We start from the raw sequence: 26,106 nt of genomic DNA, 5'->3' as shown, positions 1-26,106 counted from the left end.
GTTTATTCCTCTTCTCTGCGACGCCGCCGCCGCGGCTTTTGTTGTTGGTCTTCACGCAAACGGCGACCAATTTCGTTAAAGAAATCCCGCCGCAGATAAGGATAATCGCTCACCCAAAGGTCACGACTGGGAAAGTATATATCACTGAATTCTTCAATACTGCTCAAATCTGGGCGATTTGACATTACTACCATTTCTGCAATTTGACCGCGAGTAATAACTTTGTGGGCAGGACGTAATGGTGCTACAAATTCAATTGTAAATCCTGTTTCATCACCCACTTCCAAGTTTATCTGTTTTTCTCGGTTTTCTACAATCACCAATTCGCCTTTGTTGTTGACTGTTTCTTGTTTACCTACTAATTGGTCTGTAATCCACCAATCTAATACTCGACCACGGAAAAAGCCGCCGTACTTATAACGGCGGTATTGCAAATTTCGCATACTTGCTTGAAACACTGGATACCACAGCCAAAAAAAAGCGCTAATTACCCCTAGCACAAATACTATTGAAGCAAACTCAAGCTTGAAAATAACTGTTACAAGCAAAAGAATAACTACCGCAACTACAGAAATTAACAGCCGTTGCAAAAAATTTGAGAACTTCCCCCAGTAGTACTTGTACTGCAAACCAGTGGCAATTAGGGGGACAACTTGTTCAAATTTCTGGCGAGTCAGTGGTACTAACATGAGTGCCCAATTGTGTGTTTAAAGTATCTTTTCTAATCCATATACTAACGACTTTAGCGCTAAGATTTTGCGAATCGCTAGCAGCACTCCTGGCATATAACAAGCGCGATCGCTGGTATCATGTCGTAAAGTATAAATCTGTCCAGCTGCGCCAAAAATCACTTCCTGATGGGCAATCAATCCTGGCAAGCGCACACTATGAATTCTAATGCCTTCATCTGCGATACTTCCCCTTGCTCCTGGTAATTTCTCCGTTTCTTCTACAACAGCAGGGTTAAAAGTTTTACCCAATTCTCCTAATAACTGCGCCGTTTGAATGGCAGTACCACTGGGTGCATCAGCTTTTTGGTTGTGATGCAGTTCGATAATTTCTACATGGTCAAAATATTTGGAGGCTGCGATCGCAGCTTGTTGCAATAGCACCATGCCAATGGAAAAATTAGGAATAATTAGACAACCAGTGCTAGCTTTGTCGGCAAAGTCTGCCAAGTCTTGAATTTGTTCTGGACTTAACCCAGTAGTGCCGACTACAGGACGAATACCGTAAGCGATCGCACTGCGAATATTGTCATAAACTGAATCGGGATGGGTAAAGTCTACAATCACCCCTGGAGGTGACTGTCTGTCACCAGCCACATACCCCAACATCGGTTCTAACTGATTAGTAATCGGCACTTCCAGAGGTTCGCTTAAACCCGCCAATTCTCCAGCATCTTTATCTTGATGTTCTAAACTGTGGTCAATTGCACCCACTAGGTTTAAGTCAGGCGCTTGCGCCACCGCCTTAATCACCTCACGGCCCATTTTTCCAGCAGCACCGTTGACAATAACCGGGATAGGAGCTTGATTCGTCATAGGTCGAGAAATACTTTTTGAGTCAACAAGGGAATTGTAAAGACTTTGGTGATCTAGTAGCTAGCTTCTCAAATCTCTGGCTTAATTGCGACTACTCGGATTTGTGCCGTTAATCGCTCAGTTTTTCTACTCCCCAAAAGTTCAGTTCTCATTTTCATCCCATTATCTTAGCCAGTAACCCGTTTTATTTTCCGATCATACTGCTTTGATAAGTATTAGCTATGACACTTATCAGCCTTTGTTTGTCAAGTCTAGTTGACTATTTGTAATATTATAGTTATATTTATTTACATAACTTAGCAAAGCCCAAAAGTAAGCTTCATAGCTAAAATTGCGCCTTATATATTACCTATCTAGTTTTGCTTGTATTGGGTATCAGCTAAGAAAAACAGACTTCGGTATTGAAATACCCCATCGACATTTGAAATTCTCCCATCTACCTCGGCTATCAAGTCGGGGTTTTTTATTTAACTTTCCGATTGATTCGGAATTCTTCAAGGAAACTTCCGTTCTCGCACTTCCACAGCATAATCTTGCACGGCTTTGGTAATCGTCTCGCGCAAATTTGTGTAAACTTTGGCGAACGGTGGATGTTTCTCTGCAAGTCCGAGGACATCAGAGGTAACTAAAACTTGTCCATCGCAGTGAATTCCCGCACCGATACCAATTGTGGGAATACTTAATTTTTGTGAAATCTGCATTGCCAAATCTGCGGGGATATGTTCTAACACTAGAGAAAATACACCCGCTTGTTCGAGAGCGATCGCTTCAAGTAAAATTCTCTCACTAGCTTCTTGTGTCTTCCCTTGTTGTCGCAAACCCAGTTGATGTATTGATTGTGGCGTCAAACCCACATGACCCATGACCGGAATTCCGGCTTCTACTAAACGAGCCACAGTTTGGGCCATTGCTGGATAGCCACCTTCCAATTTTACCGCTTGAGCGCCCGTTTCTTTCAGTACCCGCCCAGCTGAGTGCATCGCTTGTTGGAGACTTTCTTGATACGTCAAGAATGGTAAATCTACAACTACTAATGCCCGTTTAACCCCACGGCGCACAGATTTGGCGTGATAGATAATTTCATCCAAAGTTATTGGCAGTGTTGTTTCATACCCTAGAACTGCTGCCATAGAGTCCCCTACGAGGATCAAGTCTACACCAGCTGCGTCTAAGAGTTGAGCGATCGCATAATCCCAGGCGGTCAACGCCACAATTGAACGTCCCTGTTGTTTCCATTGAATTAATTGCTGGGTAGTGATTGCCATTGCCAATTTTAGATTTTAGATTTTGGATTTTAGATTTTTTGTCCTTTGTCATTAGTCGTTAGTCATTTGCTAAGGACAGAAGACAAAGGACAAATGACTAATCATTTAACAGCGCGACTGAAAGCAATATGAGGTTTTGCACTACTGGTTTTGGGCATTAACCAAGCTAGACCTTCAGTAGTACCAATCCATAATTTATTAGCGATGTCAGGTGCAAGGGCAAGAACCCGACTAGAAGGAAGTCCAGCAACTTCTGCATCTAACACAGCGCCTGTATTTGGATTTAATCGTAACAAACCATTGTTAGTGCCGACCCAGACACTACCATCTTTAGCAAAACGCACTGCTGTTACGTTACGCCCACGCAGACGAGTTACAGACCGCAACACTGCACCAGTTTTCGGGTTAATAACTAGCAAATTATTCGGCATTCCCGCCCAAATCAACCCTTCTGGACTGATAGCTAAAGCTTGGACAGTCGTCCCTGGTAAATCGGCAATCCGCTTCATAATTGCAGCACTAGCAGTATTTACCCGTACTAATCCATCAAGAGTGCCAACCCACAATTGACCTTCAGCATCTAAAGTCAGGGTATTGGCGCTGACACCAGGCAGATTTTTTAATGTTGTCATAATCAAGCCTTGGTCGGGACTAATGAGAGCTAAACCGTTATCGGTTCCAGTCCACAAATAACCCCGTTTGTCAAGCAACAACGACAACACCCGTTTAGAAGGCAAAAATAAATTCTGCGCGGTGATTTCGCTAGTGCGGGGGTCTACTCGGACTAGTCCCTCATAACTCCCTACCCATAAACGTCCTACTTTGTCTTGGGCTAAAGCACCAATGGCAATATTCGGTAAACTAACACGAGAAACAATCTTGCCACTTTTAGGATCAATCCGCGATAGTCCGCGCCAAGAACCTACCCAAAGATTGCCTGTAATATCTTCTAGTAAGTTACCGACACGATAATCAGTTTCTGGTGAATGTTCTTGCACTCCTCGCTCATCGGGCAAAGGTTCTACTCGCGGTGGCGGTGGCGCAGGTGGGTAAGCGGGGGTTAAATCAGATGAATTAATGTCAGGGGTTTTTTGTGCCCATCCTATATTTGATGAAGCTATCAACCCCAGCAGAATAGAAGTAATCAATAAACTACTACGCTTGCAAAACAATACCACGGTGACATTTCCTTTGGAGACAGTACCCATAGCCATTACCTAAACTGGCTTTGGATTAATTCCAGTGTTCCCCTAGCTGTGATTTTTTAAACGTTAATAGGCAATTTTTCTCAAATTTGTCATTAGTCATTGGTCATTTGTCATTTGTCATTGAGCATTAGTTATTTCTCCCCTGCTCCCTGCTCCCCACTATCGAAAAGCTTCTGTACAGTTATTTATGACACCTTGTAAAGCATTTGTAACAAAAATTTTAAATCTTTATGTAATAACAAAACTAAATATATAAGTTAAAAACTTTCAAAGAATAACTTATCGAATTATTGATATATTGTGGAATAAGTTACAAATTACGTGGTGTGCAATTTTTTATCTTTCGCTCATCACTCTGCTAAATCTCTGTCAAGTAAATTCTTTTCTGGTATCTTTTCCATCAAAGGAAAAGATAGAGGGAGTGTAGAAGCGGGAATGTGTGGCGGCCAGCCCAATCCCCTGAATACCCCGATTTGTAGGGGAATTATCTAAATCGAACCGCAAAAAGCGGAAGTTTTGGTGAAATTGAGAAAGTTTAGTTGGGTACGAAGAAGAGGTAAAAAAGAATTTTGATTCGTAGGAAGAGGAAACAGTAGAAGCGCTGGATCGTGTACCCCTAGAAGGGGATAACACTGGTGAGGAGGGCTACCACCGTTAACAAAGTGTCCGCCGCAAAAAAACTACTACCTTTTAACAAAAACAACCCCTAACAAAAATTTTTCCTGAATCTTCTTCCCGATGAAGGGGGGAAAATTGGGTGAGGGGAAGTTGCACAAAACGTGATTTGATAATTAACAAGAGTGATTTCAGGGAAGGATAAAATTATGTCTTACGCTCAAACGAAGACTCAGAGCAAGTCTGGGTATCAAGCCGGGGTTAAAGATTACAGATTAACTTATTACACACCCGATTACACACCAAAAGATACCGATCTTCTAGCTGCGTTCCGCATGACACCCCAGCCTGGCGTTCCTCCCGAAGAAGCAGGTGCGGCTGTAGCGGCTGAGTCTTCCACGGGTACTTGGACAACTGTGTGGACAGACTTGCTCACCGACCTCGATCGCTACAAAGGTCGTTGTTATGACATCGAACCAGTTCCCGGCGAAGACAACCAGTACATCTGCTACGTTGCTTATCCTTTGGACTTGTTTGAAGAAGGTTCTGTAACCAACGTATTGACCTCAATTGTTGGTAACGTATTTGGTTTCAAAGCTCTGCGGGCACTACGTTTAGAAGATATCCGTTTCCCAGTAGCTTATATCAAGACCTTCCAAGGGCCTCCTCACGGTATCCAAGTTGAGCGCGACAAATTAAACAAATACGGTCGTCCTTTGTTGGGTTGTACCATTAAGCCCAAATTGGGTCTTTCCGCTAAGAACTACGGACGCGCTGTATACGAGTGCTTACGCGGTGGTTTGGACTTCACCAAAGACGACGAAAACATCAACTCTGCACCATTTCAAAGATGGCGCGATCGCTTCTTGTTCGTAGCTGAAGCTATCAACAAAGCTCAAGCAGAAACCGGTGAAATTAAAGGTCACTACCTAAACGTCACCGCTCCTACTTGCGAACAAATGTTGCAACGGGCTGAGTACGCTAAAGAACTCAAAATGCCCATCATCATGCATGACTACCTAACCGCAGGTTTCACCGCCAACACCACATTGGCTCATTGGTGCCGCGATAACGGTATCCTGCTACACATTCACCGTGCTATGCACGCTGTAATCGACCGTCAAAAGAACCACGGTATCCACTTCCGTGTATTGGCTAAAGCCCTACGTTTGTCTGGTGGCGATCACATCCACACCGGTACAGTAGTTGGTAAGTTGGAAGGTGAGCGCGGCATCACAATGGGCTTCGTTGACCTGTTGCGTGAAAACTACATTGAGCAAGACAAGTCTCGTGGTATTTACTTTACCCAAGACTGGGCTTCTCTACCTGGTGTAATGGCAGTTGCTTCTGGTGGTATCCACGTATGGCACATGCCCGCACTGGTAGAAATCTTTGGTGATGACTCTGTACTACAATTCGGTGGTGGTACTCTAGGACATCCTTGGGGTAACGCTCCTGGTGCAACCGCTAACCGTGTCGCCTTAGAAGCTGTTGTTCAAGCTCGTAACGAAGGCCGTAACTTGGCTCGTGAAGGTAACGATATCATCCGCGAAGCTGCCAAGTGGTCTCCTGAACTGGCTGTTGCTTGCGAACTGTGGAAAGAAATCAAGTTCGAGTTTGAAGCAATGGATACCGTCTGATCTGGGTTAACAGTTAAGAGTTAAGAGTTAAGAGTTAGGATTTGCATTAATTCATAACTCATAACTCATAACTCATAACTCTTCAGGGCTGGGGTCAAGCATGAATCTTAAGCAAATTGCGAAGGACACAGCCAAAACTCTCCAAAGCTATCTGACTTATCAGGCTCTAAGGACAGTATTGGCACAGCTAGGCGAAACAAATCCGCCATTAGAACTTTGGCTGCATAACTTTTCGTCTGGCAAAATTCAGAATGGTGAGTCATATATTGAGCAACTGTTGCGAGAAAAACCAGATTTGGCGTTGCGAATTATGACTGTCAGAGAACACATTGCCGAAGAAATTGCAGAATTTTTGCCGGAAATGGTTCGAACTGGCATTCAGCAATCTAATATGGAGCAGCGTCGCCAGCATTTAGAACGCATCACACGAATAGACACATCTAACCCCAGCCTGCACACAGAACAGCAAGCAACTTCAGATCCGAATTTGGATAACTTATCCAATTAGTTCGGTCAACCTAGTAGTCAAAAATCGCAACCCATTATCAAAAAGCTATGCAAACTTTACCAAAAGAGCGTCGTTACGAAACCCTTTCTTATCTGCCACCCCTGACTGATGCTCAAATTGCCAAGCAGATCCAGTACATTTTGAATCAAGGTTACATTCCAGCGATCGAGTTCAATGAAACTTCTGAGCCAACAGAATTATATTGGACAATGTGGAAGCTGCCTTTGTTCGGTGCTAAATCTACTCAAGAAGTATTGAGCGAAGTTCAAGCATGTCGTTCTCAATTCAACACCAGCTATATCCGTGTTGTGGGTTTTGACAACATCAAGCAGTGCCAAATTCTCAGCTTTCTTGTTCACAAACCCAACAAATACTAAGTCTAGTTAGTTGGAATTAATCATGGGATAGTTCAATTAATTTGTCTATCCCTGTATAGGAGAGGTAGAATTATCTGCCTCTCCTATTTACTAAATTTGTTTGGAAATACATAGGCGCTTTGCCTTCCCGCAGGGAAGGAGCGTAGAATTATTCTCTGTGTGCCTATAGGTTTATTAAGAAACTAATAATGCTACAAGAAGTAAGAATTTGTTTTGTTGGTGACTCTTTTGTTAACGGCACTGGCGATAGTGAATGTCTTGGTTGGACGGGTAGGATATGCGCTAATGCTAATAAAAAAGGTTATGACATTACTTACTATAATTTAGGAATTAGGCGAGAGACTAGTACCGATATAGCAAAGCGTTGGTTACAGGAAGTATCACTTCGCTTACCCAAAGAATATGATGGCAGAGTTGTATTTTCTTTTGGATTGAATGATACAACATTGGAAAACGGTAAAACTCGCGTAGATTTTGCAGATTCTATCAAAAATGTCTGTGAAATATTAAGTGAAGCTCAAAAATTGTACCCTGTGTTGATGGTTAGCCCTGCGCCATACGCAGAACAAGAAGATCCTCAAATAAGCCAGAGAACTATTGATTTATCTAAACAGTTTGCTTTAATTTGTAATGAATTAAATGTATCTTATTTAAATATTTTTCCGCTATTAGAAAAATCAAACATCTGGATAAATGAGGCAAAAGCCAATGATGGTGTTCATCCTCAAGCAGGTGGTTATGCAGAATTTGCCCAAATTGTAGAAAATTGGGATGCTTGGTTAAATTGGTTTCCTTATAACATTGCTCTATAAAATTTCAAACAATAAAAGTTTCTAATTTTTATTTTTATCGGCTTTGATAAATTTAGGAATAAGTTGAGTTGAGGGACGAAACCCAACCTACATTTTTTCTTTCATCCATAAGACGATACACCAGGCAGTATTGGCCGACATTTAAGCATTTACAGCGCTTCCCGCTATTATGCAATACAGTTTTTCTTATTGCCTCTCTCCTAACATAGCTTTTAGCTTTGAGGATGTACCTCATAGCTGCCGGAAGTGCTGTATACCTCAGCATCTAATGTATCATCCGAAGCGTCCCGGTTGGTGGGAGAATAAAGACGAGAAATAATGCTTGTCTGGTGTCGTCTCCAGCCCAAAGGAATCTTTAGAAATGTGGAAACGAATTGTATTAATTTTGCTATTGATGTTGAGCTTCAGCCTGTGTAATTCTGGTGTGGCTGCTGCATCTGGACTCAAAAGCTTTGTAGACACTAATGATGGCTATCAGTTTTTATATCCTAACGGCTGGCTACCAGTTAAAGTTGCCGATGGGCCAGATGTGGTTTTCCACGATTTGATTGAGGTGTCCGAAAATGTTTCGGTTGTGATTAGCCCAGTTCCAGAAGGCAAAACTTTGTCAGAATTGGGAACGCCAACAGAAGTAGGATACAAATTAGGAAAAGCGGCTCTCGCGCCTCCTGACTCTGGCCGTTCGGCTGAATTAGTCAATGCCTCACAGCGAGAAGTAGACGGTAAAATCTACTACCTTTTAGAGTATGAGGTTAAACTCCCCAATCAACAGCAACGACACAACATCGCCAGCGTTGCTGTAAGTCGTGGTAAAGTTTTTACCTTCAACGCCTCAATTCCTGAAAAACGCTGGCAGAAAGTTAAACGGATGATTGATGAGGTTGTTAATTCTTTTTCTGTCTATTAATTGGGGAGTGGGGAATAGGGAATAGGGAATGGGAGATAGAGAAGAAATTTAATCACCAATCCCCGATTCCCAATGTCCAATTACCAAATTTTTCGGAAATATCATGAAAATTCCACCTTTTGTACTTGCCTCCGCTTCCCCAGCCCGACGCCGATTGTTGCAAACTGTTGGTATTGAACCGATAGTTCGAGCAAGTGACTTTGATGAGTCGCAAATTGAATTAAGTGAACCAGCAGAATTGGTCAAAACTCTTGCCCAGTACAAGGCGGAAACTGTAGCCCCACAGTTTGAATCGGCTTTGATTATGGGTTGTGATTCAGTTTTGGCCATGAATGGTGAAATTTACGGAAAACCAGCAGATACAACTGATGCGATCGCACGTTGGCAGATAATGCAAGGTAACTTTGGCGACTTATACACAGGTCACGCCTTAATTGATTTATCTCAAAACCGTACTATAGTCAAGTCTCAAGTTACAAGAGTTTATTTTGCTCAAATGAGTGAGAAGGCAATTAAAGCTTATGTTGCCACAGGGGAACCCCTAAAGTGCGCTGGAGCCTTTGCAATTGAAGGTTTTGGTAGTTTCTTCGTCGAAAAAATTGAAGGCTGTCACACCAATGTAATTGGACTCAGTTTACCCTTGCTGCGGCAGATGCTAGGGGAACTAGGATATGATGCCACTGATTTTTGGCAGTAGTCCAATGCCCAATGCCCAATAACTAATAACTAAATTGCCTGATATTCAGTATTGCCTCTCCATGATCTGGAATCCAGGCTAGCCACTCATCTGCTGAAACCGGACATAATAAAAGTGCTTCGTCAAAACTAAATGGGTTGGGAAGTTGCAAAATTTTCACCCAAGTAGAAGCTCTTAACTGCTGCAAACCTTCCAGATTCTGTCTTTTTGGTTGCACAGCAAAATCTGGTCTACGAGAATCTAGTTTCATAGCTTTCTATTAGCCTTTGCGAATGGGCTAATCCAAAATTAATTCTGTAACCTAGACTACAAAATAAATAATCTTTCTGAAAAGCATCTGTCTTATAAATTTACGTTGGCTGGGTGTAAGTGTTTGCTTATATTGCAGTCTATGACAGCTATGACACAACAGGTTGTAGACTGGCCACTAGATCGCATTCCCAACTAGAATATGTCATTTACTTCTATACCCTCGCTGCGTGAGCAACAACACCCCCTAATTCGTCAGCTAGCTGATTGTATTGAAGCAGCTTGGCATCAGCACCTGGATTTATCGCCCTACCATTTGCCTGATGAGTTGGGATATGTGGAAGGTAGACTAGAAGGCGAAAAACTGACGATTGAAAACCGTTGCTATCAAACGCCCCAGTTCCGAAAAATGCACTTGGAACTGGCAAAAATCGGAAATATGCTGGATATTTTGCACTGCGTCATGTTTCCCCGTCCAGAATACAACCTGCCGATGTTTGGTTGCGATTTAGTTGGAGGTAGAGGGCAAATTAGTGCAGCGATCGCAGACCTTTCTCCGATCCAAGTGGAACGCACCTTACCAGAATCTTATACTTCTGCGCTGACACAGCTAACAGTGCTTAACTTTTCCCAACCCCGTGAATTACCTGAATGGGGAGATATTTTTTCAGATTTTTGCATCTTTGTTCGCCCCGGTTCCCCAGAAGAAGAAACAATGTTTCTCTCGCGGGTGCGAGAATTTTTAGACATTCACTGTACCCAAGCGATCGCCTCACATCCTGTTTCAGCTGAACAAGTTACACAAAATCTCGCCGGACAACACAACTACTGCACCAAACAGCAGCAAAACGATAAAACCCGCCGTGTACTAGAAAAAGCCTTTGGCCCAGCTTGGGCAGAAAATTACATGACCACAGTTTTATTCGACCTCCCAACTTAAAATAATTCGTAATTCGTAATGACGCTCACTGACTCGCTAACGCTGTGCTAACGTAATTTGTAATGACGCTCACTGACTCGCTAACGTCATTAAGTTTTGTAAATTTTATAAAGACAAGAGCCACAAAACTTGCCTCTGTTAGTTGCTATGCAACTTAAACCCCCAAAATTAGTTAATTATCTCCCTCATCTTCCCATCTGTAGGTTCTGTTACGTTTTCGCGTCATGGATAAATGTAGAATTCATTCAACGAGAGTTTAATGGAGTTCCAAAACAGCAACAGGAAGAGTAGTGAAGTTTTTGAAGCGAATATCACAAAATGGTTTGTTGTTTTGGTAGGTGCAAGCAAGTGGCCCTGCTAACTCATTGACCAAAAAGTTAAGGAAACTCTAATGTTAGGAATGCTCAAGTTGACAGATATTTTTTAGTTAATTAATCCTTGATTCACTTAAGGAAGACTAACTTTTGTACCAAGATTGTATCCAGCAAAGGCAACAGTCTATTTTTGACGTTTCTTTTCAATTTTGTGAATAACTATAGCCGGAATGTAGCAGTAAAGTACCGCATCATAGCAATTTAGGATTTTGTGTAAAGACGTGAGATATCGTGTCTCTACATCTAGATTCATACTGCTTGTAAATTCTGCTAACTCCCATTGCACTCATGTCTCAGTAATACTCAGAGTTATTGAATAGCCAGCTACTATAGCGTTTCTTAGTATCAATACATACCTAATTCCCAGCCCTTTCCCTACAAGGGAAGGGGAGTAATATTCAAAGCTTTTCCCTATAAGGGAAGGGAAGTAATATTCAAAGCCTCTCTCCTTTTAGGAGAGAGGAATGGAAGTGAGGTAAGTGTATTGTATACAAATGAGAAAAACTATAGAAAACACCATTTTGCAAAGCCATAGTGTTGAACGTTCATCACACAATGGATTTTAAGCCATACCCAGCTTTAAACCACTGTTGTTTGTCCTAAACGGCTGGCTGTTAATTAAAAACCTTTTTATTTTTACTTCCATCAGCACAATTCAGGTAAACAGGCAACATACTATGTCAAGGGTGACTGAAAAGCCAAAGCCAAGTGAGCAGGCATTTAATCAAGAACAACCTAAGATTTGGTGGGGTATCGCTGTAGCCGTGCCAATAGTAATTGCGGCTGGGATACTAGGTACAGCTAAAATCGAGCAGTTAAGAAAACTAACTACATCCGTACCAATAATGCCATCTAGTAATAGCATTAGTGCTGTTGGGCGTTTGGAACCGCGAGGCGAAGTTGTTAAATTGTCTGCCCCCTCATCAGGATTAGCACCATCGTCACGAATTCAGCAACTTCTGGTGAAAGAGGGTGAACAGGTAAGACAAGGCCAAATTGTGGCAATTTTGGACAACCGCGATACCCAAATAGCCGGACTACAAGAGGCAAAAGCGAAAATGCAAGAAGCCCGTGCGAATTTAGCGCAAGTTAGGGCTGGATCGCCAAGAGATATTCAAGCCCAAAGAGCAGTTATTGCTCGCTTACAAGCGCAGTTAGTTGGGGAAAGGAATGCAGGGCAAGCAATGATCGCACGGATTGCAGCTCAGTTAAGTGGTGATAAACTTGTTCAACAAGCAACCGTGAATCGCTTAGAAGCTGAACTCAGTGGGCAAAGAGATGCTCTAAGAGCAACGCTTACACGTATTCGAGCCGAACAGCGCAATGCTCAAGTCGATGCCGGACGCTATGATTATTTATACAGAGAAGGTGCTATTTCTCAGCAAGAGCGGGATAGAAGACGCTTGAGTGCAGTAACTTCTAATCAACAGGTTGCTGAAAGCCAAGCTACCCTGAAACAGACATTGGCAACTATACGACAGCAACTTGCCGAAGCCAGAGCTACCCAAATACAAAATTTAGCAACTTTGCAACAGCAGCTAATCGAAGCCAAAGTTAACCGTGATAAAAACGTAGCAACTTTGCAAAGACAAATCGATGAAGAAAAGGCCAAACTTAGCAGAATTGTGGACGTTAGTCCTACCGATGTGCAAATAGCGCAAGCCCAAGTTAGTAATGCGATCGCAAATATCAGAAGAGCTGAAGCAGAACTAAAGTTAAGCTACGTTCAAGCACCAATCGCTGGAGAGATTTTAAAAGTTTACACCAAATCAGGCGAAGCGATCGGTGCTAATGGTATTGCTGAAATTGGTCAAACCAGCCAAATGTTTGTGATTGCTGAAGTCGCCGAAGACAGCATTGGTAAAGTGCGTATTGGTCAAAATGCTACTGTCACCAGCGATAATGGCGCATTTAGCGGCGAATTAAAGGGAATTGTCACTGAAATTGGCAGAAAAATTGGTAAAAAAGATGTGCTGAATACAGATCCAGCAGCAGATGTGGATGCCAGAGTCGTAGAAGTGAAAATTGCTCTATCTCCAGAAGATAGCCAGAAAGTTTCTGGTTTAACTTACGCCAAGGTTGTTGTCGATATTAATAACTAATCAAGTTATTGGCGAGCAGTAATACCAATTTATTATTTGATATCTTGGATTACAAATGCTCTTAATTAAACTGTCTAATCAATTTTAAGCATTCTATAAATTCGATCTGAGCGTAATTACGAATTACGTTACGGTAGCGAGTACTCGAGCGTCCGCAGAAGCGTCATTACGAATTACGAATTATCTTAACTGTGCTTGGATGCCTATAAAATGAATCAAAAAATACCTCTGTCGTGGCTACAACTAACAAGAGAAAAAACTCGCCTAGCTGTAGCTTTAGCAGGAATTGCTTTTGCTGATATTTTAATGTTTATGCAACTCGGCTTCCGGGATGCTCTGTATTATAGTAACGTTCGATTCCATAACAGCTTGCAGGGCGATATTGTTTTAATTAATAGTCAATCTAATGCTATTTTGGCGATGAGAAGCTTTTCTCAACGACGGTTATATAAAGCTTTAGAGTTACCCGCAGTCCAATCAGTACATCCGATATATTTAGACTTTACAATCTGGAAAAATCCTGTAACAGGCCGTCCCCGAAGTATCCTGATATTTGGCATGAACCCAGAAACTAACATAGTTAATTTATCTGGTGTTCAGGAAAATTTAGATAAGCTTAAACTACCTGATGTAGTTCTATTTGACCGTTCTTCTAGGGTGGAATATGGCCCGATCGCTACTAATTATGACCAAGGAAAACCTGTAACAGCAGAAGTGCGGAGGCGGCGAATTAAAGTAGCAGGACTATTTACATTAGGTGCATCATTTGGCGCAGATGGTAATTTAATCACCAGTGATATAAACTTTCTGCGAATATTCAGCAATCGTCAAAAAGGATTAATTGATATTGGGCTAATTAGATTAAAGCCAGGAGCAGATGCTAATGTTGTCGCCCAACAATTACGAAAGTATTTACCTAATGAAGTAAATGTTTTAACTAAACAAGAATTTATTGATTTTGAGCGGAGTTATTGGGCAAATAGTACAGCGATTGGGTTTATTTTCACATTAGGAACTGTCATGGGTTTCATTGTAGGAACTGTGATTGTTTATCAAATTCTTTATACAGAAGTTGCAGATCACTTAGCTGAATACGCTACTCTTAAGGCAATAGGCTACACACAAAACTATTTATTGACAGTTATCCTTCAAGAGGCTTTGCTGTTAGCAGTTTTAGGATATTTTCCGGGAATAGTTTTTGCTTTATTTATGTACAATAGTGCTAGAGAAGCAACACTTTTGCCAGTTTTTATGAGTTTTGAACGGGCAGTAATGGTATTAATTTTGACTATGTTAATGTGCATTATTTCTGGTGCGATCGCAGTCCGTAAATTACGTTCTGCCGATCCAGCAGATATCTTTTAATTAATTCAATATTAATTAAAAGATACAGATTAAAAACATAGCTTAAAATTAATAGTTAAGAAATCTTTTTTTTGGTAGGCACTACAGTTAAATTCCAAAAGCTCTAAATTAGAACTAACGAAATTATGATAGAAAAAGAACCTGTAATTGCCATTAAAAATCTCAATCATTACTATGGCAAAGGCGCACTGAGAAAACAGATATTATTTGACATCAACCTAGAAATTTATCCTGGTGAAATTGTAATTATGACCGGGCCATCAGGTTCAGGTAAAACAACATTACTGAGCTTAATTGGTGGTTTGCGGTCTGTACAAGAAGGAAGTTTAAAATTTTTAGGTGAAGAACTCGTTGGCGTCAGTCAAAACAAACTGGTGCAGATGCGACGCAACATTGGTTATATTTTCCAAGCTCACAATTTGCTAGGGTTCTTGACTGCGAAGCAAAATGTACAAATGGCGGTAGAATTGAACGATAATATTTCTCAAACAGAAGCAGTGGCTAAATCAAAAGCCATGCTGGGGTCTGTGGGTCTAGAAGAACGAGTTGATTACTACCCAGACAATCTTTCTGGTGGACAAAAACAAAGAATTGCGATCGCTCGCGCCTTAGTGAATCATCCCCCACTAGTGCTAGCAGACGAACCGACAGCAGCATTAGACAAACAATCAGGACGCGATGTCGTGGAAATAATGCAGAGTCTAGCCAAAAATCAGGGAACTACTATCTTATTAGTCACACACGACAACCGCATTTTAGATATAGCCGATCGCATCGTAGAAATGGAAGATGGTCTTTTAACCCGTAATTCCTCAAATACAGTTATTCAGTCATGATTTGAGTCATTTGTCACTTGTCCTTTGTCCTTCGTGAATGACCAATGACCAATAACCAATGACAGCCATAATTTATTGTCTAGCCGAGCCTGATTTTTTCACTCCAGGTGGCTTTGGCGGAGTTGGGGTATTTGGTTGGCGACTAGTACGAAAAGTCACATTTACCCCTTCATTCGATTGCTCCAGTACCAGTAAAGGCGTAGGTTTAGCCTTTTGATCCCAATGCATAGTAGCAATCCGACCTTGAATTATTGGTTGCCAACTATCTTCATCTTCTATGGGGCTAAGGTAAGTTTCTATACAGTCAATAATTTGACTAATAGTCGCAGAAGTTGCTTGCGTCGGTAACTTCATTAACCGGATTTGAATCCGAAACAATACTCGTTTTGCAGAATTCGGCGGAGTACCAGTCTCATACTCGACATCAAAAATTTCATCTATTTGCCGCCCAGCACTATTAGCAATTCCGACTGATCCTTGTTGTGCTTGATTTGGACGCAAGGCTTGAGAAATTTTCTCTTTGATCTGAATCTTCACTTGATTAAGAATTGCAAAATGAAACACCTCCTCTGACATCCGCATTCGCAGATAATCTAGGTTAAAGTCCCGTGAGTTAACCAAATCGGGATTAGTTTCCATTTTGCGGATTGTTTCCAGCGCCAGCTTAAACTTTTTTTCTAGTTCTCGCGCTCGGAATTGTTCAAACTTAAGTTTTTTCTCCAGCTTATCCTTCTGGAGCTTACTATACACAATCAAAGCAATCACCGCTAAAGCCAGTCCTCCTGAAGTTACCAACAATAATGGTGGTATCTGAGGATTACTTGCTGGCACTTCCTGGGATGCCTTTTTAGTCTTTGTCCCGGAGGATTGGGCAAGAAACATCGAAGTGGACATGGTTGAAAACTGAAAAACTTGACTCCTGATGTTTAGGATGCCCAAATATTCCATCCCATCTTGCTGTATGATTAATATTTTTTACAGCCCTTTTACAAACCGTATATGTCCAGACATTTGAGCCTCCCTGCCCTGTCTGAGATTTCATCTACAAGCCTTAGCAAGATTCGTCTGATAGCCACAGATATGGATGGCACTCTGACTAGACGAGGAAAATTTACTCCCGCACTGCTGCAAGCTTTAGAGGATTTAGCAGCAGCTGACATTCAGGTGCTGATTGTCACAGGGCGTTCTGCTGGGTGGGTAAGTGGATTGAGTAGTTTGATGCCAGTGGCAGGTGCTATGGCAGAAAATGGTGGTTTGTATTTTCCACCTGGGAACCATAAACCAGTAGTCTTAACACCCATTTCCGATTTAACTCAACATCGCCAGCGCTTGGCTACGACTTTTGAAAATTTACAAACTAAATTTCCCAAAATCCAAGAATCTGCTGATAATCGCTTTCGCATTACCGACTGGACTTTTGATGTAGCTGGTTTGCGTCAAGACGAACTACAAACCTTAGACAATCTTTGTCAACAAATGGGTTGGGGATTTACCTATAGCAACGTGCAGTGTCACATTAAACCCCAAGGGCAAGATAAAGCTGTGGGATTGTTGCAGGTATTGCGCGAATATTTGCCACACTACTCATCAGAACAAATTGTCACGGTTGGCGATAGCCCCAATGATGAAAGTTTATTTGATCGGCGTTATTTTCCTGTTTCTGTAGGCGTGGCTAATGTTCTGGAATATGTGAATCAGTTGCAATATCAGCCTGCTTACATTACGGCTGCTGCCGAAGGGGAAGGATTTTGTGAGTTATCTAGTTATATTTTGAAAAGCTTGCACATCTCACAGTAGTGAGAAGTAGAGTTGTTCTAAGTTGTTCTAATACAACCGTGAACATCGACTGAAGTGATTGTAAATCAGCCGAAAATCCCCAAGTAGCGAGGGAGCATCCCAAATGTGTAAAAACATATTTTGTCATTGCGAGCGTAATGAAATGAAGCGTTCGCGGAGCGTCTCTAAGAGTTGCAATCGCAGCCGCTAGACTTTGCGATTGCTTCATTCCGCTTCGCTCCATTCGCAATGACTAGTTCTAATTGGTAAATTTGCAAAATTGGGATGCTCCCAGTAGCGATCGCATTTGGTCAGCGCTATCTCAAACCAAAAGTAAGCCAAGCAGTAGTAGCTTCTGTGGAAATTGCCAAACGCCATCAACTAAGTCTATGGGAACGAGTTAAAACATAGAATTAAACTCTTTAAAATTACGAATTACGAATTACGACTTTACCGAAGTGAGCCGCACTTTTGAGGTAATGATAAGCCTCTCGTGCTTCGGTGAAGGAGAAAACTCGATCAATAATCGGTTTGATTTTATGTTGTTGCATCGCCTGATTCATCGCCTCAAACATTTCCCGACTACCAACATAAATTCCCTGAACTGTTAAACTTTTGAAAAGTATTGGCATGGGGTCAATCTCATTTCCTCTGCCTGACAATACACCAATCAAGCTAATACGTCCTCCAATGCGGACTGCTTGTAGTGATTTTGGCAGAGTACCTGCACCGCCTACCTCAACTACATGATCTACACCCGTGCGATTGGTTAGTTGGTAAACTTGCTTTTCCCAATCTGGGGTTGTTTTGTAGTTAATTGTCTCATCAGCACCAAGCTGTTTTACTCGTGCCAACTTTTCATCACTGCTGGAAGTAATAATTGCTCTAGCACCATGTATCTTGGCAAACTGGAGAGCAAAAATTGAAACTCCTCCAGTACCTAGTAATAAAACACTATCACCTGCGCCAATATTGCCTTTTGTCACTAGTCCATGCCAAGCTGTGACTGCTGCACAGGGCAAAGTTGCGCCTTCAATATACGATAAATGGTCAGGTAATATTACTAAACCATCTTGGTGTAATACAACATACTCAGCCAGCATTCCATCGATACCGCCTCCGAGATCGGATTTCATTTTCTCTTTGGTTAAAGAGCCATAAATCCAATCTTGGAAGAAAATACCCGCCACGCGATCGCCTATTTTCACCCGTGTCACACCTTCCCCTACCGCTACAACTTCCCCCGCACCGTCAGACATGGGAATTAACGGATACTTCTGTCCAGTACCATAAGCTCCGTCTATGACAAGCAGATCGCGGTAATTTAAGGATGTTGCTTTGACTTGAATCAGCACTTGTCCAGATGCGGGTTTTGGTTCAGGGCGATCGACTAATGTGAGGGCATCAATTCCGGCATTGCTTTGAATTTCGTAAGCTTTCATAAATTTTTTGTCAATAGCTTAAAAGCAATGTTACAAGACCATTACTTTCTCAAGCTATTTTTGACAGTTGTTAGCACAGTCTTCTCCCTTCGCGTAACGTCTCGTAGAGAAGGGGAGACACCTGCCAAAAGCGTTAGCATCGTCTGGGGGTTTCCCCCGTGAGCGACTAATTTTCGCGTTGGGTAAGCACTTCAGTGCTTAGAAAATAAGGAGTAAAATCTTTGCTACGAACAGGGGCGGGTAAAGTCTCGTGTATTTGAGGTTTGTAACCGCCCTGGCAATACTACAGAGAATCTATGAACTGCTGTACTTTTTCTAAGAGTGGCTGATGTTCGATTTGCTCTGCTAACCCTTGGGCATTTTTGTAGCACGATCGCGCCATTTTTTTGCGTTTCGTAACGGCGTAAAGGCTTCCCATATTCAGCAAAGTGGAAACTTCTCCCAAAGAATCGCCCAGTTCTTGATAAATTGCAATGGCTTGCTTATAGAACTTCATTGCTTGCCGATGCTCTATCAGATTGCTATAGGTAAAACCAATGTTATGAAGGGTTGTAGCCTCACCAGAGCGATCGCTGATGGCTCTGCGTGTCAAAAGAACTTGATGGTAGAGCAATAACGCTTGTTTCGGTTTTCCTAAATCACTATACATTGAGGCAATATTATTTAAGGTGGTTGCTTCACCAAGCAAATTCTTCACTGCTCGTTGAATTGGAAGTGCTGCTTGAAAAAATTCTAGAGCTTCCTCAAACTTGCCTAAGACGTTGTAAGCAAACCCAATGCCATTTAGAGTTGTTGCTTCACCAGAAAAATCACCTAACAATCGCCGCATCGTCAAAATTTGGTGTTGTAGCAACAGTGCCCGTTTGGGTTCGCCCAACCGCGTATAAAGTAGCGCTACATCATTGAGAGTAGAAACTTCACTTTGAGTATCTTGCAATAGCCTAAAAATTGGCAGTGCTTTGTCAAAATATTCCAACGCTTGCGAAAAGCGTCCAAGACGGCTATAGGTAGAACCCAGATTGCTAAGTGCAGTTGCCTCTGCGGCAGCGTTGCTAATTTCAACAGCAATCGAAAGGGCTTGATGAAAATGCTCTAATGCTTTTTGAGGCTGGCAACAACTGAGGTAAGCTAAACCAAGGTCGTTCAATGTAGAACCTTCTCTGGTTCGGTCTGGAATTGCTCTAGCTAAGTGTAGATTCTTGGTTGCAAGATCGAGAGATTCCTGAAATTTCCCTCGCTGGTAATAGTGATTTGCTTCATCACGACGTTGTTCCCACTCTTTGACTTGATTTAAAAGTTGCTTCATCTGACCTCAGTTGCATTCTGCGATAATTAGGCAAGACATCTTCTGGGAGTAAACCCCTCTTAGGTTAGGTTTCCCAAATTCTAACCTTAATCTTCTATCTTTAGATATAAGACGAAAATAGAAAAGTATGCTATTTTCTCATATTTAAAGGGATATTTATGAAGCAATTAATACAAATACGCTAGTAGAGGCGACTTCTATCTATGCGCCTCAAAGAACTACCTATAGCAGCTTTCGTTTGGATGCAACATATAGTAAAGGCACAGCAATGCTGTGCCTACAGTAGTCTGTCTTTTATACAATCGAGAATGCTCAGATTCTTGACTTATTTAATGTTTCAAAATGTAAAGGGAATCATCCGGTTGCCATTCTCTTTGAAAAATAGCGTAGTAGACTACATCAGGACCATAATACCGAGCATTTTTTTCGTACTTCATCCCTACCTTTTGAATCACACGTACTGAAGCGATATTTTCTGGATGGGCAATCGCTACGATCCGATCTAGCTTCACTTGCCAAAATCCAAACTTTAAAGTTGCTTGTGAGGCTTCAGTCCCCAGCCCCATGTTCCAATAAGACTTGTCAAACACATAGCCAAGCTCAACTTCCGGCGTATTTTCCAGAAAACCAAGTCCACAACGACCTATCATTGCACCAGTTTCTTTGTATATTACCGCCCACATCCCAAAGTTGTGTTGTTGCCACTGTTGAATATGTTTGTTTAAACTTACCTGAGTTTGTTCCCTTGTTCTTGGCAACAGATACCTCATGATTTCTGCATCGCTGTAGAGGCGAAATAGGTAATCAAAGTCATTTAGAGAGAAATGCCTTAGTTGCAGTCGTGCAGTTTCTATCTCCATAATTACCCCTATTCAGAATTAAATTGTTAATAATCCCAAACTTATACCAATTCTTTATGAAGCTGCATAGAATTCGATCCCCCCTAGCTGCCCTTAGAAAGCAGGAGGGGGGAATTCAAAGTCCCCCTTTTTAAGGGGGATTTAGGGGGATCAAGATATGTGCAACTTCACATTAAATTGGTATTAAGCCAGAATTATTTGAAGTTTCTTCACTGCTTTTTGAATTAATCGATTACTTTTGGTCGCAATACTAGGCTGTTTTAGCTGTTGCGGCTTTTTCTCTAGTTCCTTAAGAAAACGATAGTATAAAAACTCATCTCTGTAACGAATGTTGACATCTTCACCCTGACATAAACGGGCGAAATCACTAAAAGGATAGTTCATGTAGTGAATGCGATGAATTGGTTTTAATTCATCTTGATTGTACAGGATATTATTAATATTTACAAAAGGATCTGAGTTAGCACAGTTACCTGTTCTATCTTGGCCGTTAGGACTAAGAGTAAAATTAAATAAGGCAAAATTTGATTTATATGTCAAATAATTAAATAAATGTGCATCATCCCACCATGCGGTTAACCATTCAACCTCTCGGTCTTCAATTAATAATTTTTTATATAAATCTAAATCGTTTTCTGAAAATATTCCTGATTTAGAACCAAAAAAATCAGAGCAATGAAGTCTAGGACGTATGTCTTTTTCGTAACCAATATTCAACTGTTCTAAAAGCGGAATATTTAATGGTACTTTTGTACGTTCTTTAGTGTGTATCCAGTCATCAAATACAAAGTCGTATCCGTTTAATTTTTCAAAAATATCATCAACTGGCTTCATTAGAAGGCTGTCAGCATCACAAAATATAAATTTATCAAAATGCCCCGAAAAAATACACATTTTTCTTTGTAAGTGACCTGATGACCACCAATTACGTGAGATTTTAGAAGTTTTAGCACCTGGATGAACTGCCCAAACTTGGTGAGCAAAGTCTTCCCAGTACTGTATTAACTCCCAATTCTCAAAAATGCTGACGTTTTTTCTAGATTTTACTTCTTTTTGAACTAAGTCTAATCTCTCATCATAGGGAATAATACAAACTGGAATATCGGGACTAACATTAACCTCAACACTATTCAAAAATGCCACTAATTGATCATAAACGGCATCATTCGCAAGTGTATAAATACCGAAAGATTCCATAAAATAATATCCTATTTTTGAGATTTAGTTTATTTCTGACGCTTCTTGCTCGAAGCGTGCGATCGCACACTCGATCGCGACTCGCCATGACCATTATAAATACCGATTTTGGACGAGTCAATGAATTCCATTTATCCGAAACAGAACAAAGATATCACTCGCCAAAATCAAGCCATGACTTCTGTACGAATGGCGGTAGCGAATCCGCAAGCGTCTGAATTATTCTTCAATCATAACTTTCATTAAAAGCACCCGATTCTATAATTAATTTCATCATTATTACTTGATGAGTATTGATTAAAATTTATGTCAGGTGTTTACTCACAACTCTTTAAAATCATTCGTCATTCGCAATGATGCTCTGTACCAGACACGCAAGGGACGCAGACTAACTAACGCTGCGTTCGCTTGAGCCTTCGCTAGCAATTTATTGATTTCAATAAGCTTTTTCTATGGGCTATTTGTTGAAGAAGAATTCAGAAGTCAGAATTCAGGAGTCAGAATCGAGACGCTCTCTACGAGACGCTGCGCGAACGCGGACTCGCTAACGCTGCGCTATCCACCAGTCGTACAGAATTCATTCTGAATTCTGACTCCTGACTCCTGAATTCTGTTCGATAAACTCACTTCCATAAGCGTGGTTCTCGTCAGAAAGTGGGAAGCTAGCGCAACAAATGGGGTGGTCACTGAGCATAAGCAGAAGTGTCAAATCGCTTTTTTGTTCCATCCCCCCTGCAACGCCAGCGCCCCCTGCTTACCAATGCGATGGATTTTTTTAGTTGGAAGTCCTAGCAGCCCTCTGAGAACAAGGCAGAACAAGACTTTAGCCTTATCTTAGTGTTATTTGGGTATAAACCCTCTGGATAAATACCTCATAGCTGCTGGGTTCTTGAAAATGAGAGCAAGGGACTTCCAGTCCTTGAGGAATACAGGGTGTTAGTAGCAGTCTTGCGGTTTCTATCTCAGGTATGGTACAGAGTAGGAGTTTAAACGCTACTTTAAACAAGCGTATTTTTTGGCAAAACATTAATATAATGCTCTTACTATGAGCATCTACCAATCTCTCAAAAAATCTTACACGCAAGACCATCGCCGTGAGAATGACTGGCGGTTGTTTTTACGTCTAGTGCCTTATCGCCCGTCGTAACGGACGGCTATTGGTGCTATCAATGAGCTTACTCGTACCGATCGCACTAGCTAATGCCATACAACCACTGTTGATTGGCCAAGCTATTTCCCTAATTCGCAATGAACCAAGCACTTACGAATTTCTCAGGAATCGCCCCTTGTCCCAAGGGCTAAATATCCTGCAAGGAATATTGTTAGTTGCGATCGCCAGCCGACTGATTTTGACAGGCTATCAAGGTTATTTAGTACAAAAGCTAGGGCAAGAAATCACCGCAGCAATTCGCCAAGACTTATTCCAGCATGTGACATCATTAGCAGTACGCTTTTTTGACCGGACACCCGTAGGTAAATTAATCACCAGAATCACCAGTGATGTGGAAGTGTTGGGTGATGTATTTTCTACTGGGGCAATTGGCATTGTGTCCAATTTGTTTTCCATGCTGGTGATTTTGGGTTTAATGTTTTCTCTCGAATGGCAACTCACTTGCTTGCTGTTATTAATGTTGTTACCAATTACTTGGTTAATTGTTTACATTCAGCAACAGTACCGCAAAGCCAATTACAAAGGGCGAGAAGAACTTTCTATATTGAACTCACAGCTACAAGAAAATGTGGTTGGGATTAACGTGGTGCAGTTATTCCGCAGGGAAAGATTTAATGCCGAATTGTTTCGTGCCACGAACAGCCGCTACACTCAGCAAATGGATAAAACCATCTTTTATGATTCATTTATTTCAGCGACCTTGGAATGGATTGGTTTGATTGCGATCGCAGCTGTTTTGTGCTTAGGTGGTTCCTTACTATTAAAAAAAAGTTTAGCTTTTGGGACATTATCTGCGTTTATCTTGTATGCCCAGCGATTATTTGATCCTTTAAGGGATTTTGCGGAAAAATTTACAGTAATTCAAGCTGGTTTCACTGCTATTGAACGCGTGGGAGATATATTAGATGAACCGATAGAAATCCGCGATCGCGCCAATGTCCGCTTCTCAATATTTGATGCAAAATTTGGCTATATAGACGAGATCCTTGCAAATCAAGAATCCCCAGACGTAACTTCCGAGCCTGAACTGGGAGAAATCCGTTTTGATCACGTTTGGTTTGCTTACAAAAATGATGATTACGTAATTAAAGACTTAGATTTCACCATTCATCCAGGTGAAAAAATTGCATTAGTCGGCCCCACAGGTGCGGGTAAAAGTTCGATCATCCGTCTTTTGTGCCGCCTCTACGAACCCACCCAAGGACGCATTCTCATAGATGGTATAGATATTCGGGAAGTACCACAGGCAGAACTGCGGCGCTACATGGCAGTAATTTTCCAAGAAGGCTTTTTGTTTGCTGGCGATGTTAAAAGCAACATTTCTTTAGGAGATGGCTATACCATTGAACAGATTCAACAAGCAGCAGAACAAACCAACATTGCCCAGTTTATAGAAGAACTACCTCAAGGGTATGATACTCAACTTCGAGAACGAGGTACAAATATTTCTAGTGGTGAAAAGCAACTTTTAGCCTTTGCACGAGCTGCCATTCGCAATCCCCAAATTTTGGTACTAGATGAAGCTACCGCTAGTTTAGATGTTGGTACAGAAGCTTTAGTTCAAGAAGCATTAAACCAGCTTTTGCTCAGACGTACCGCGATTATTATCGCTCACCGCCTGTCTACGATTCGCAATGTAGACCGGATTTTTGTTCTGAAGCGCGGCGAATTAATTGAGCAGGGAAGCCATGATGAATTACTGCAAGAAGGAGGGCTTTATGCCACTTTGCATAACTTGCAGATGTTGGGAACTACTTAGGATATTTTCAGAATAATCTAAAGGGGGAAATAGCGATCGCTTAGAGGATTCGTTAGGAATAAACTGTAGACTATGCGTAGTTTACCGCCGTAGGCATCGCCATAACCAATTAATATAAAAAAGCAGTAGTGCAGTTGCTAAAAATGAAACATGACTCTGATTTATCTAGACTATAACTGCTTTCAACGTGGCTTTGACGATCCAAGACAAGTTAGAAATTCAAATGGAGGCTGTAGCCTGTCAAGAAATATTTACTCAAGCTCAAACAGAACAAGTAAGTCTGGTGTGGTGGGAGCATCCCAATTTTGCAAATTTACCAATTAGAACTAGTCATTGCGAATGGAGCGAAGCGGAATGAAGCAATCGCAAAGTCTAGCGGCTGCGATTGCAACTCTTAGAGACGCTCCGCGAACGCTTCATTTAATTACGCTCGCAATGACAAAATATGTTTTTACACATTTGGGATGCTCCCTGGTGCGGTCTTTTATCCACCAAGATGAAACTGAATTATGCCCCTTTGTTGATCGTAAGTATTCAGTTTTGGGCATGGTGAGTTTGTGTAAATAAAGGTAGTTCCAAAACTGAAATAGCAGAACAAGCCCGTATGTTCCAGCAGTTAGCTAATCTATCGAGCAAGATGCTCTACACTTAGCCTGTTCTGTTTATATTCAAGCTGATTTTTTCTTAACTTGTGATGACAGTCTCAGGAAACAAGCTCAGAAGTTGGAGTTAGAAATAGCAATTATGAACCCAATTGACTATATTAGGAATAATGAAAATTATGGAAATAAATAATATTATGGATGATACAGAAATTAGAGTAAAAGGCATAAATGCCCTATATAAATCTCTTGGTTCAGCAGCAGCAATGAGGTTCTTAATATTGTTACACAAAAACCCTACTGATTATGTAGAAATTTCCAGAACAATATATCAAGATCAGACCATAGATGAAATCTTTACTAGATCAAAACAAAATTGGCAAGATTAATTATATTCATTGATAGCTTTACTCGCCATAGGCATCGCTCTGGGTTTTTAGTTTATTCAGAAAGAGCGATCGCACAAAATTATCGTGTAATAAAAAGTGCGATCGCTAACTAGGATTAAAGTGAGAGCGATCGCATTCAATAAATTATGTAGCGATCGCGCCACA

At 41.3% G+C, this 26,106-nt stretch carries 26 protein-coding genes and 1 pseudogene; 17 read left to right on the top strand and 10 right to left on the bottom strand.

What is annotated here, in order from left to right; all coding sequences use genetic code 11:
- Positions 1 to 2: 2 nt before the first annotated feature.
- The 4 genes from ANSO36C_RS08165 to ANSO36C_RS08150 form a co-directional block, all read right to left on the bottom strand.
- Complete coding sequence (locus tag ANSO36C_RS08165; RefSeq protein ID WP_251959121.1) at positions 3 to 689, bottom strand: phosphate ABC transporter permease; 687 nt, start codon at positions 687 to 689, stop codon at positions 3 to 5.
- Positions 690 to 707: 18 nt separating this feature from the next.
- The gene (gene dapB, locus ANSO36C_RS08160; protein ID WP_251959120.1) at positions 708 to 1,544 is read right to left on the bottom strand and encodes a 4-hydroxy-tetrahydrodipicolinate reductase; all 837 of its coding nucleotides are present in this window, start codon (positions 1,542 to 1,544) and stop codon (positions 708 to 710) included.
- Between the two features lie 494 nt (positions 1,545 to 2,038).
- A complete protein-coding gene (panB, locus tag ANSO36C_RS08155) occupies positions 2,039 to 2,809 on the bottom strand; it encodes a 3-methyl-2-oxobutanoate hydroxymethyltransferase (protein ID WP_251959119.1) in 771 nt (256 codons plus the stop codon).
- Positions 2,810 to 2,910: 101 nt separating this feature from the next.
- A complete protein-coding gene (locus ANSO36C_RS08150) occupies positions 2,911 to 4,023 on the bottom strand; it encodes a ligand-binding sensor domain-containing protein (RefSeq protein ID WP_251959118.1) in 1,113 nt (370 codons plus the stop codon).
- Positions 4,024 to 4,841: 818 nt separating this feature from the next.
- Between ANSO36C_RS08150 and ANSO36C_RS08145 the strand changes: the two genes are divergently transcribed.
- The 6 genes from ANSO36C_RS08145 to ANSO36C_RS08120 all read left to right on the top strand — a co-directional run bounded on the left by ANSO36C_RS08145 (position 4,842) and on the right by ANSO36C_RS08120 (position 9,573).
- Positions 4,842 to 6,272 (top strand): form I ribulose bisphosphate carboxylase large subunit, encoded by a 1,431-nt coding sequence (locus tag ANSO36C_RS08145; RefSeq protein WP_251959117.1) that lies wholly within the window; start codon positions 4,842 to 4,844, stop codon positions 6,270 to 6,272.
- 100 nt (positions 6,273 to 6,372) lie between these two features.
- Positions 6,373 to 6,780, top strand: coding sequence for a RuBisCO chaperone RbcX (gene rcbX, locus ANSO36C_RS08140; protein ID WP_251959116.1), 408 nt, complete (start codon positions 6,373 to 6,375; stop codon positions 6,778 to 6,780).
- A gap of 47 nt (positions 6,781 to 6,827) precedes the next feature.
- Positions 6,828 to 7,157, top strand: a complete 330-nt coding sequence (locus tag ANSO36C_RS08135) for a ribulose bisphosphate carboxylase small subunit (RefSeq protein WP_251959115.1) — start codon at positions 6,828 to 6,830, stop codon at positions 7,155 to 7,157.
- A 188-nt stretch (positions 7,158 to 7,345) separates the two neighbouring features.
- Positions 7,346 to 7,969: a GDSL-type esterase/lipase family protein gene (locus ANSO36C_RS08130; RefSeq protein ID WP_251959114.1), complete on the top strand. Its 624-nt coding sequence runs from the start codon at positions 7,346 to 7,348 to the stop codon at positions 7,967 to 7,969.
- A 361-nt stretch (positions 7,970 to 8,330) separates the two neighbouring features.
- Positions 8,331 to 8,876, top strand: a complete 546-nt coding sequence (gene psbP / locus ANSO36C_RS08125) for a photosystem II reaction center PsbP (RefSeq protein ID WP_251959113.1) — start codon at positions 8,331 to 8,333, stop codon at positions 8,874 to 8,876.
- Positions 8,877 to 8,979: 103 nt separating this feature from the next.
- On the top strand, positions 8,980 to 9,573 hold the full coding sequence (locus ANSO36C_RS08120) for a Maf family protein (protein WP_251959112.1): 594 nt from the start codon (positions 8,980 to 8,982) through the stop codon (positions 9,571 to 9,573).
- A 22-nt stretch (positions 9,574 to 9,595) separates the two neighbouring features.
- Here the strand turns inward: ANSO36C_RS08120 and ANSO36C_RS08115 are convergent, their stop codons facing one another.
- Entirely contained in the window at positions 9,596 to 9,823 is a 228-nt protein-coding gene (locus tag ANSO36C_RS08115) for a hypothetical protein (RefSeq protein ID WP_251959111.1), read from the bottom strand.
- A gap of 201 nt (positions 9,824 to 10,024) precedes the next feature.
- Between ANSO36C_RS08115 and ANSO36C_RS08110 the strand changes: the two genes are divergently transcribed.
- The 4 genes from ANSO36C_RS08110 (at position 10,025) to ANSO36C_RS08095 (ending at position 15,439) form a co-directional block, all read left to right on the top strand.
- Positions 10,025 to 10,762, top strand: a complete 738-nt coding sequence (locus ANSO36C_RS08110) for a phycocyanobilin:ferredoxin oxidoreductase (protein ID WP_251959110.1) — start codon at positions 10,025 to 10,027, stop codon at positions 10,760 to 10,762.
- A 1,051-nt stretch (positions 10,763 to 11,813) separates the two neighbouring features.
- The gene (locus ANSO36C_RS08105; protein WP_251959109.1) at positions 11,814 to 13,238 is read left to right on the top strand and encodes an HlyD family efflux transporter periplasmic adaptor subunit; all 1,425 of its coding nucleotides are present in this window, start codon (positions 11,814 to 11,816) and stop codon (positions 13,236 to 13,238) included.
- Between the two features lie 210 nt (positions 13,239 to 13,448).
- Positions 13,449 to 14,603: an ABC transporter permease DevC gene (devC, locus tag ANSO36C_RS08100; protein ID WP_251959108.1), complete on the top strand. Its 1,155-nt coding sequence runs from the start codon at positions 13,449 to 13,451 to the stop codon at positions 14,601 to 14,603.
- Positions 14,604 to 14,728: 125 nt separating this feature from the next.
- Positions 14,729 to 15,439, top strand: coding sequence for a DevA family ABC transporter ATP-binding protein (locus ANSO36C_RS08095; RefSeq protein ID WP_251959107.1), 711 nt, complete (start codon positions 14,729 to 14,731; stop codon positions 15,437 to 15,439).
- 72 nt (positions 15,440 to 15,511) lie between these two features.
- Here the strand turns inward: ANSO36C_RS08095 and ANSO36C_RS08090 are convergent, their stop codons facing one another.
- Entirely contained in the window at positions 15,512 to 16,333 is an 822-nt protein-coding gene (locus ANSO36C_RS08090) for a hypothetical protein (RefSeq protein ID WP_251959106.1), read from the bottom strand.
- 105 nt (positions 16,334 to 16,438) lie between these two features.
- Here ANSO36C_RS08090 and ANSO36C_RS08085 point away from each other — a divergent pair, with 105 nt between their 5' ends.
- A complete protein-coding gene (locus ANSO36C_RS08085; protein WP_251959105.1) occupies positions 16,439 to 17,236 on the top strand; it encodes an HAD family hydrolase in 798 nt (265 codons plus the stop codon).
- Between the two features lie 264 nt (positions 17,237 to 17,500).
- Positions 17,501 to 17,626, top strand: a complete 126-nt coding sequence (locus tag ANSO36C_RS33855) for a hypothetical protein (protein ID WP_267145363.1) — start codon at positions 17,501 to 17,503, stop codon at positions 17,624 to 17,626.
- Between the two features lie 17 nt (positions 17,627 to 17,643).
- Here ANSO36C_RS33855 and ANSO36C_RS08080 read toward each other — a convergent pair whose 3' ends face one another.
- From ANSO36C_RS08080 to ANSO36C_RS08065, 4 genes are all read right to left on the bottom strand, one after another.
- Positions 17,644 to 18,657: a zinc-dependent alcohol dehydrogenase family protein gene (locus ANSO36C_RS08080; protein ID WP_251959104.1), complete on the bottom strand. Its 1,014-nt coding sequence runs from the start codon at positions 18,655 to 18,657 to the stop codon at positions 17,644 to 17,646.
- A gap of 283 nt (positions 18,658 to 18,940) precedes the next feature.
- Positions 18,941 to 19,963 carry a tetratricopeptide repeat protein gene (locus tag ANSO36C_RS08075; RefSeq protein WP_251959103.1) on the bottom strand — a complete coding sequence of 341 codons (1,023 nt, stop codon included), beginning with the start codon at positions 19,961 to 19,963 and terminating at the stop codon, positions 18,941 to 18,943.
- Positions 19,964 to 20,292: 329 nt separating this feature from the next.
- Entirely contained in the window at positions 20,293 to 20,823 is a 531-nt protein-coding gene (locus ANSO36C_RS08070; protein WP_251959102.1) for a GNAT family N-acetyltransferase, read from the bottom strand.
- Between the two features lie 183 nt (positions 20,824 to 21,006).
- Positions 21,007 to 22,020, bottom strand: a complete 1,014-nt coding sequence (locus ANSO36C_RS08065; RefSeq protein WP_251959101.1) for an Npun_R2821/Npun_R2822 family protein — start codon at positions 22,018 to 22,020, stop codon at positions 21,007 to 21,009.
- Between the two features lie 120 nt (positions 22,021 to 22,140).
- Here ANSO36C_RS08065 and ANSO36C_RS33850 point away from each other — a divergent pair, with 120 nt between their 5' ends.
- The 5 genes and pseudogenes from ANSO36C_RS33850 to ANSO36C_RS33845 all read left to right on the top strand — a co-directional run bounded on the left by ANSO36C_RS33850 (position 22,141) and on the right by ANSO36C_RS33845 (position 26,054).
- The gene (locus ANSO36C_RS33850) at positions 22,141 to 22,266 is read left to right on the top strand and encodes a hypothetical protein (protein WP_267145362.1); all 126 of its coding nucleotides are present in this window, start codon (positions 22,141 to 22,143) and stop codon (positions 22,264 to 22,266) included.
- A 799-nt stretch (positions 22,267 to 23,065) separates the two neighbouring features.
- Positions 23,066 to 24,950: pseudogene (locus ANSO36C_RS08060) on the top strand (ABC transporter ATP-binding protein).
- A gap of 187 nt (positions 24,951 to 25,137) precedes the next feature.
- On the top strand, positions 25,138 to 25,308 hold the full coding sequence (locus ANSO36C_RS08055) for a hypothetical protein (protein ID WP_251959100.1): 171 nt from the start codon (positions 25,138 to 25,140) through the stop codon (positions 25,306 to 25,308).
- 423 nt (positions 25,309 to 25,731) lie between these two features.
- Positions 25,732 to 25,941 (top strand): hypothetical protein, encoded by a 210-nt coding sequence (locus ANSO36C_RS08050; RefSeq protein ID WP_251959099.1) that lies wholly within the window; start codon positions 25,732 to 25,734, stop codon positions 25,939 to 25,941.
- On the top strand, positions 25,929 to 26,054 hold the full coding sequence (locus ANSO36C_RS33845; RefSeq protein ID WP_267145361.1) for a hypothetical protein: 126 nt from the start codon (positions 25,929 to 25,931) through the stop codon (positions 26,052 to 26,054). Before ANSO36C_RS08050 ends, ANSO36C_RS33845 begins: the two co-directional genes overlap by 13 nt.
- The last annotated feature ends 52 nt before the right edge of the window (positions 26,055 to 26,106 follow it).

Source organism: Nostoc cf. commune SO-36, from assembly GCF_023734775.1.
Lineage (GTDB): Bacteria > Cyanobacteriota > Cyanobacteriia > Cyanobacteriales > Nostocaceae > Nostoc > Nostoc commune_A.
Note: the sequence above shows the minus strand (reverse complement) of the source record. Positions and strands in the feature narration are given on the sequence as shown.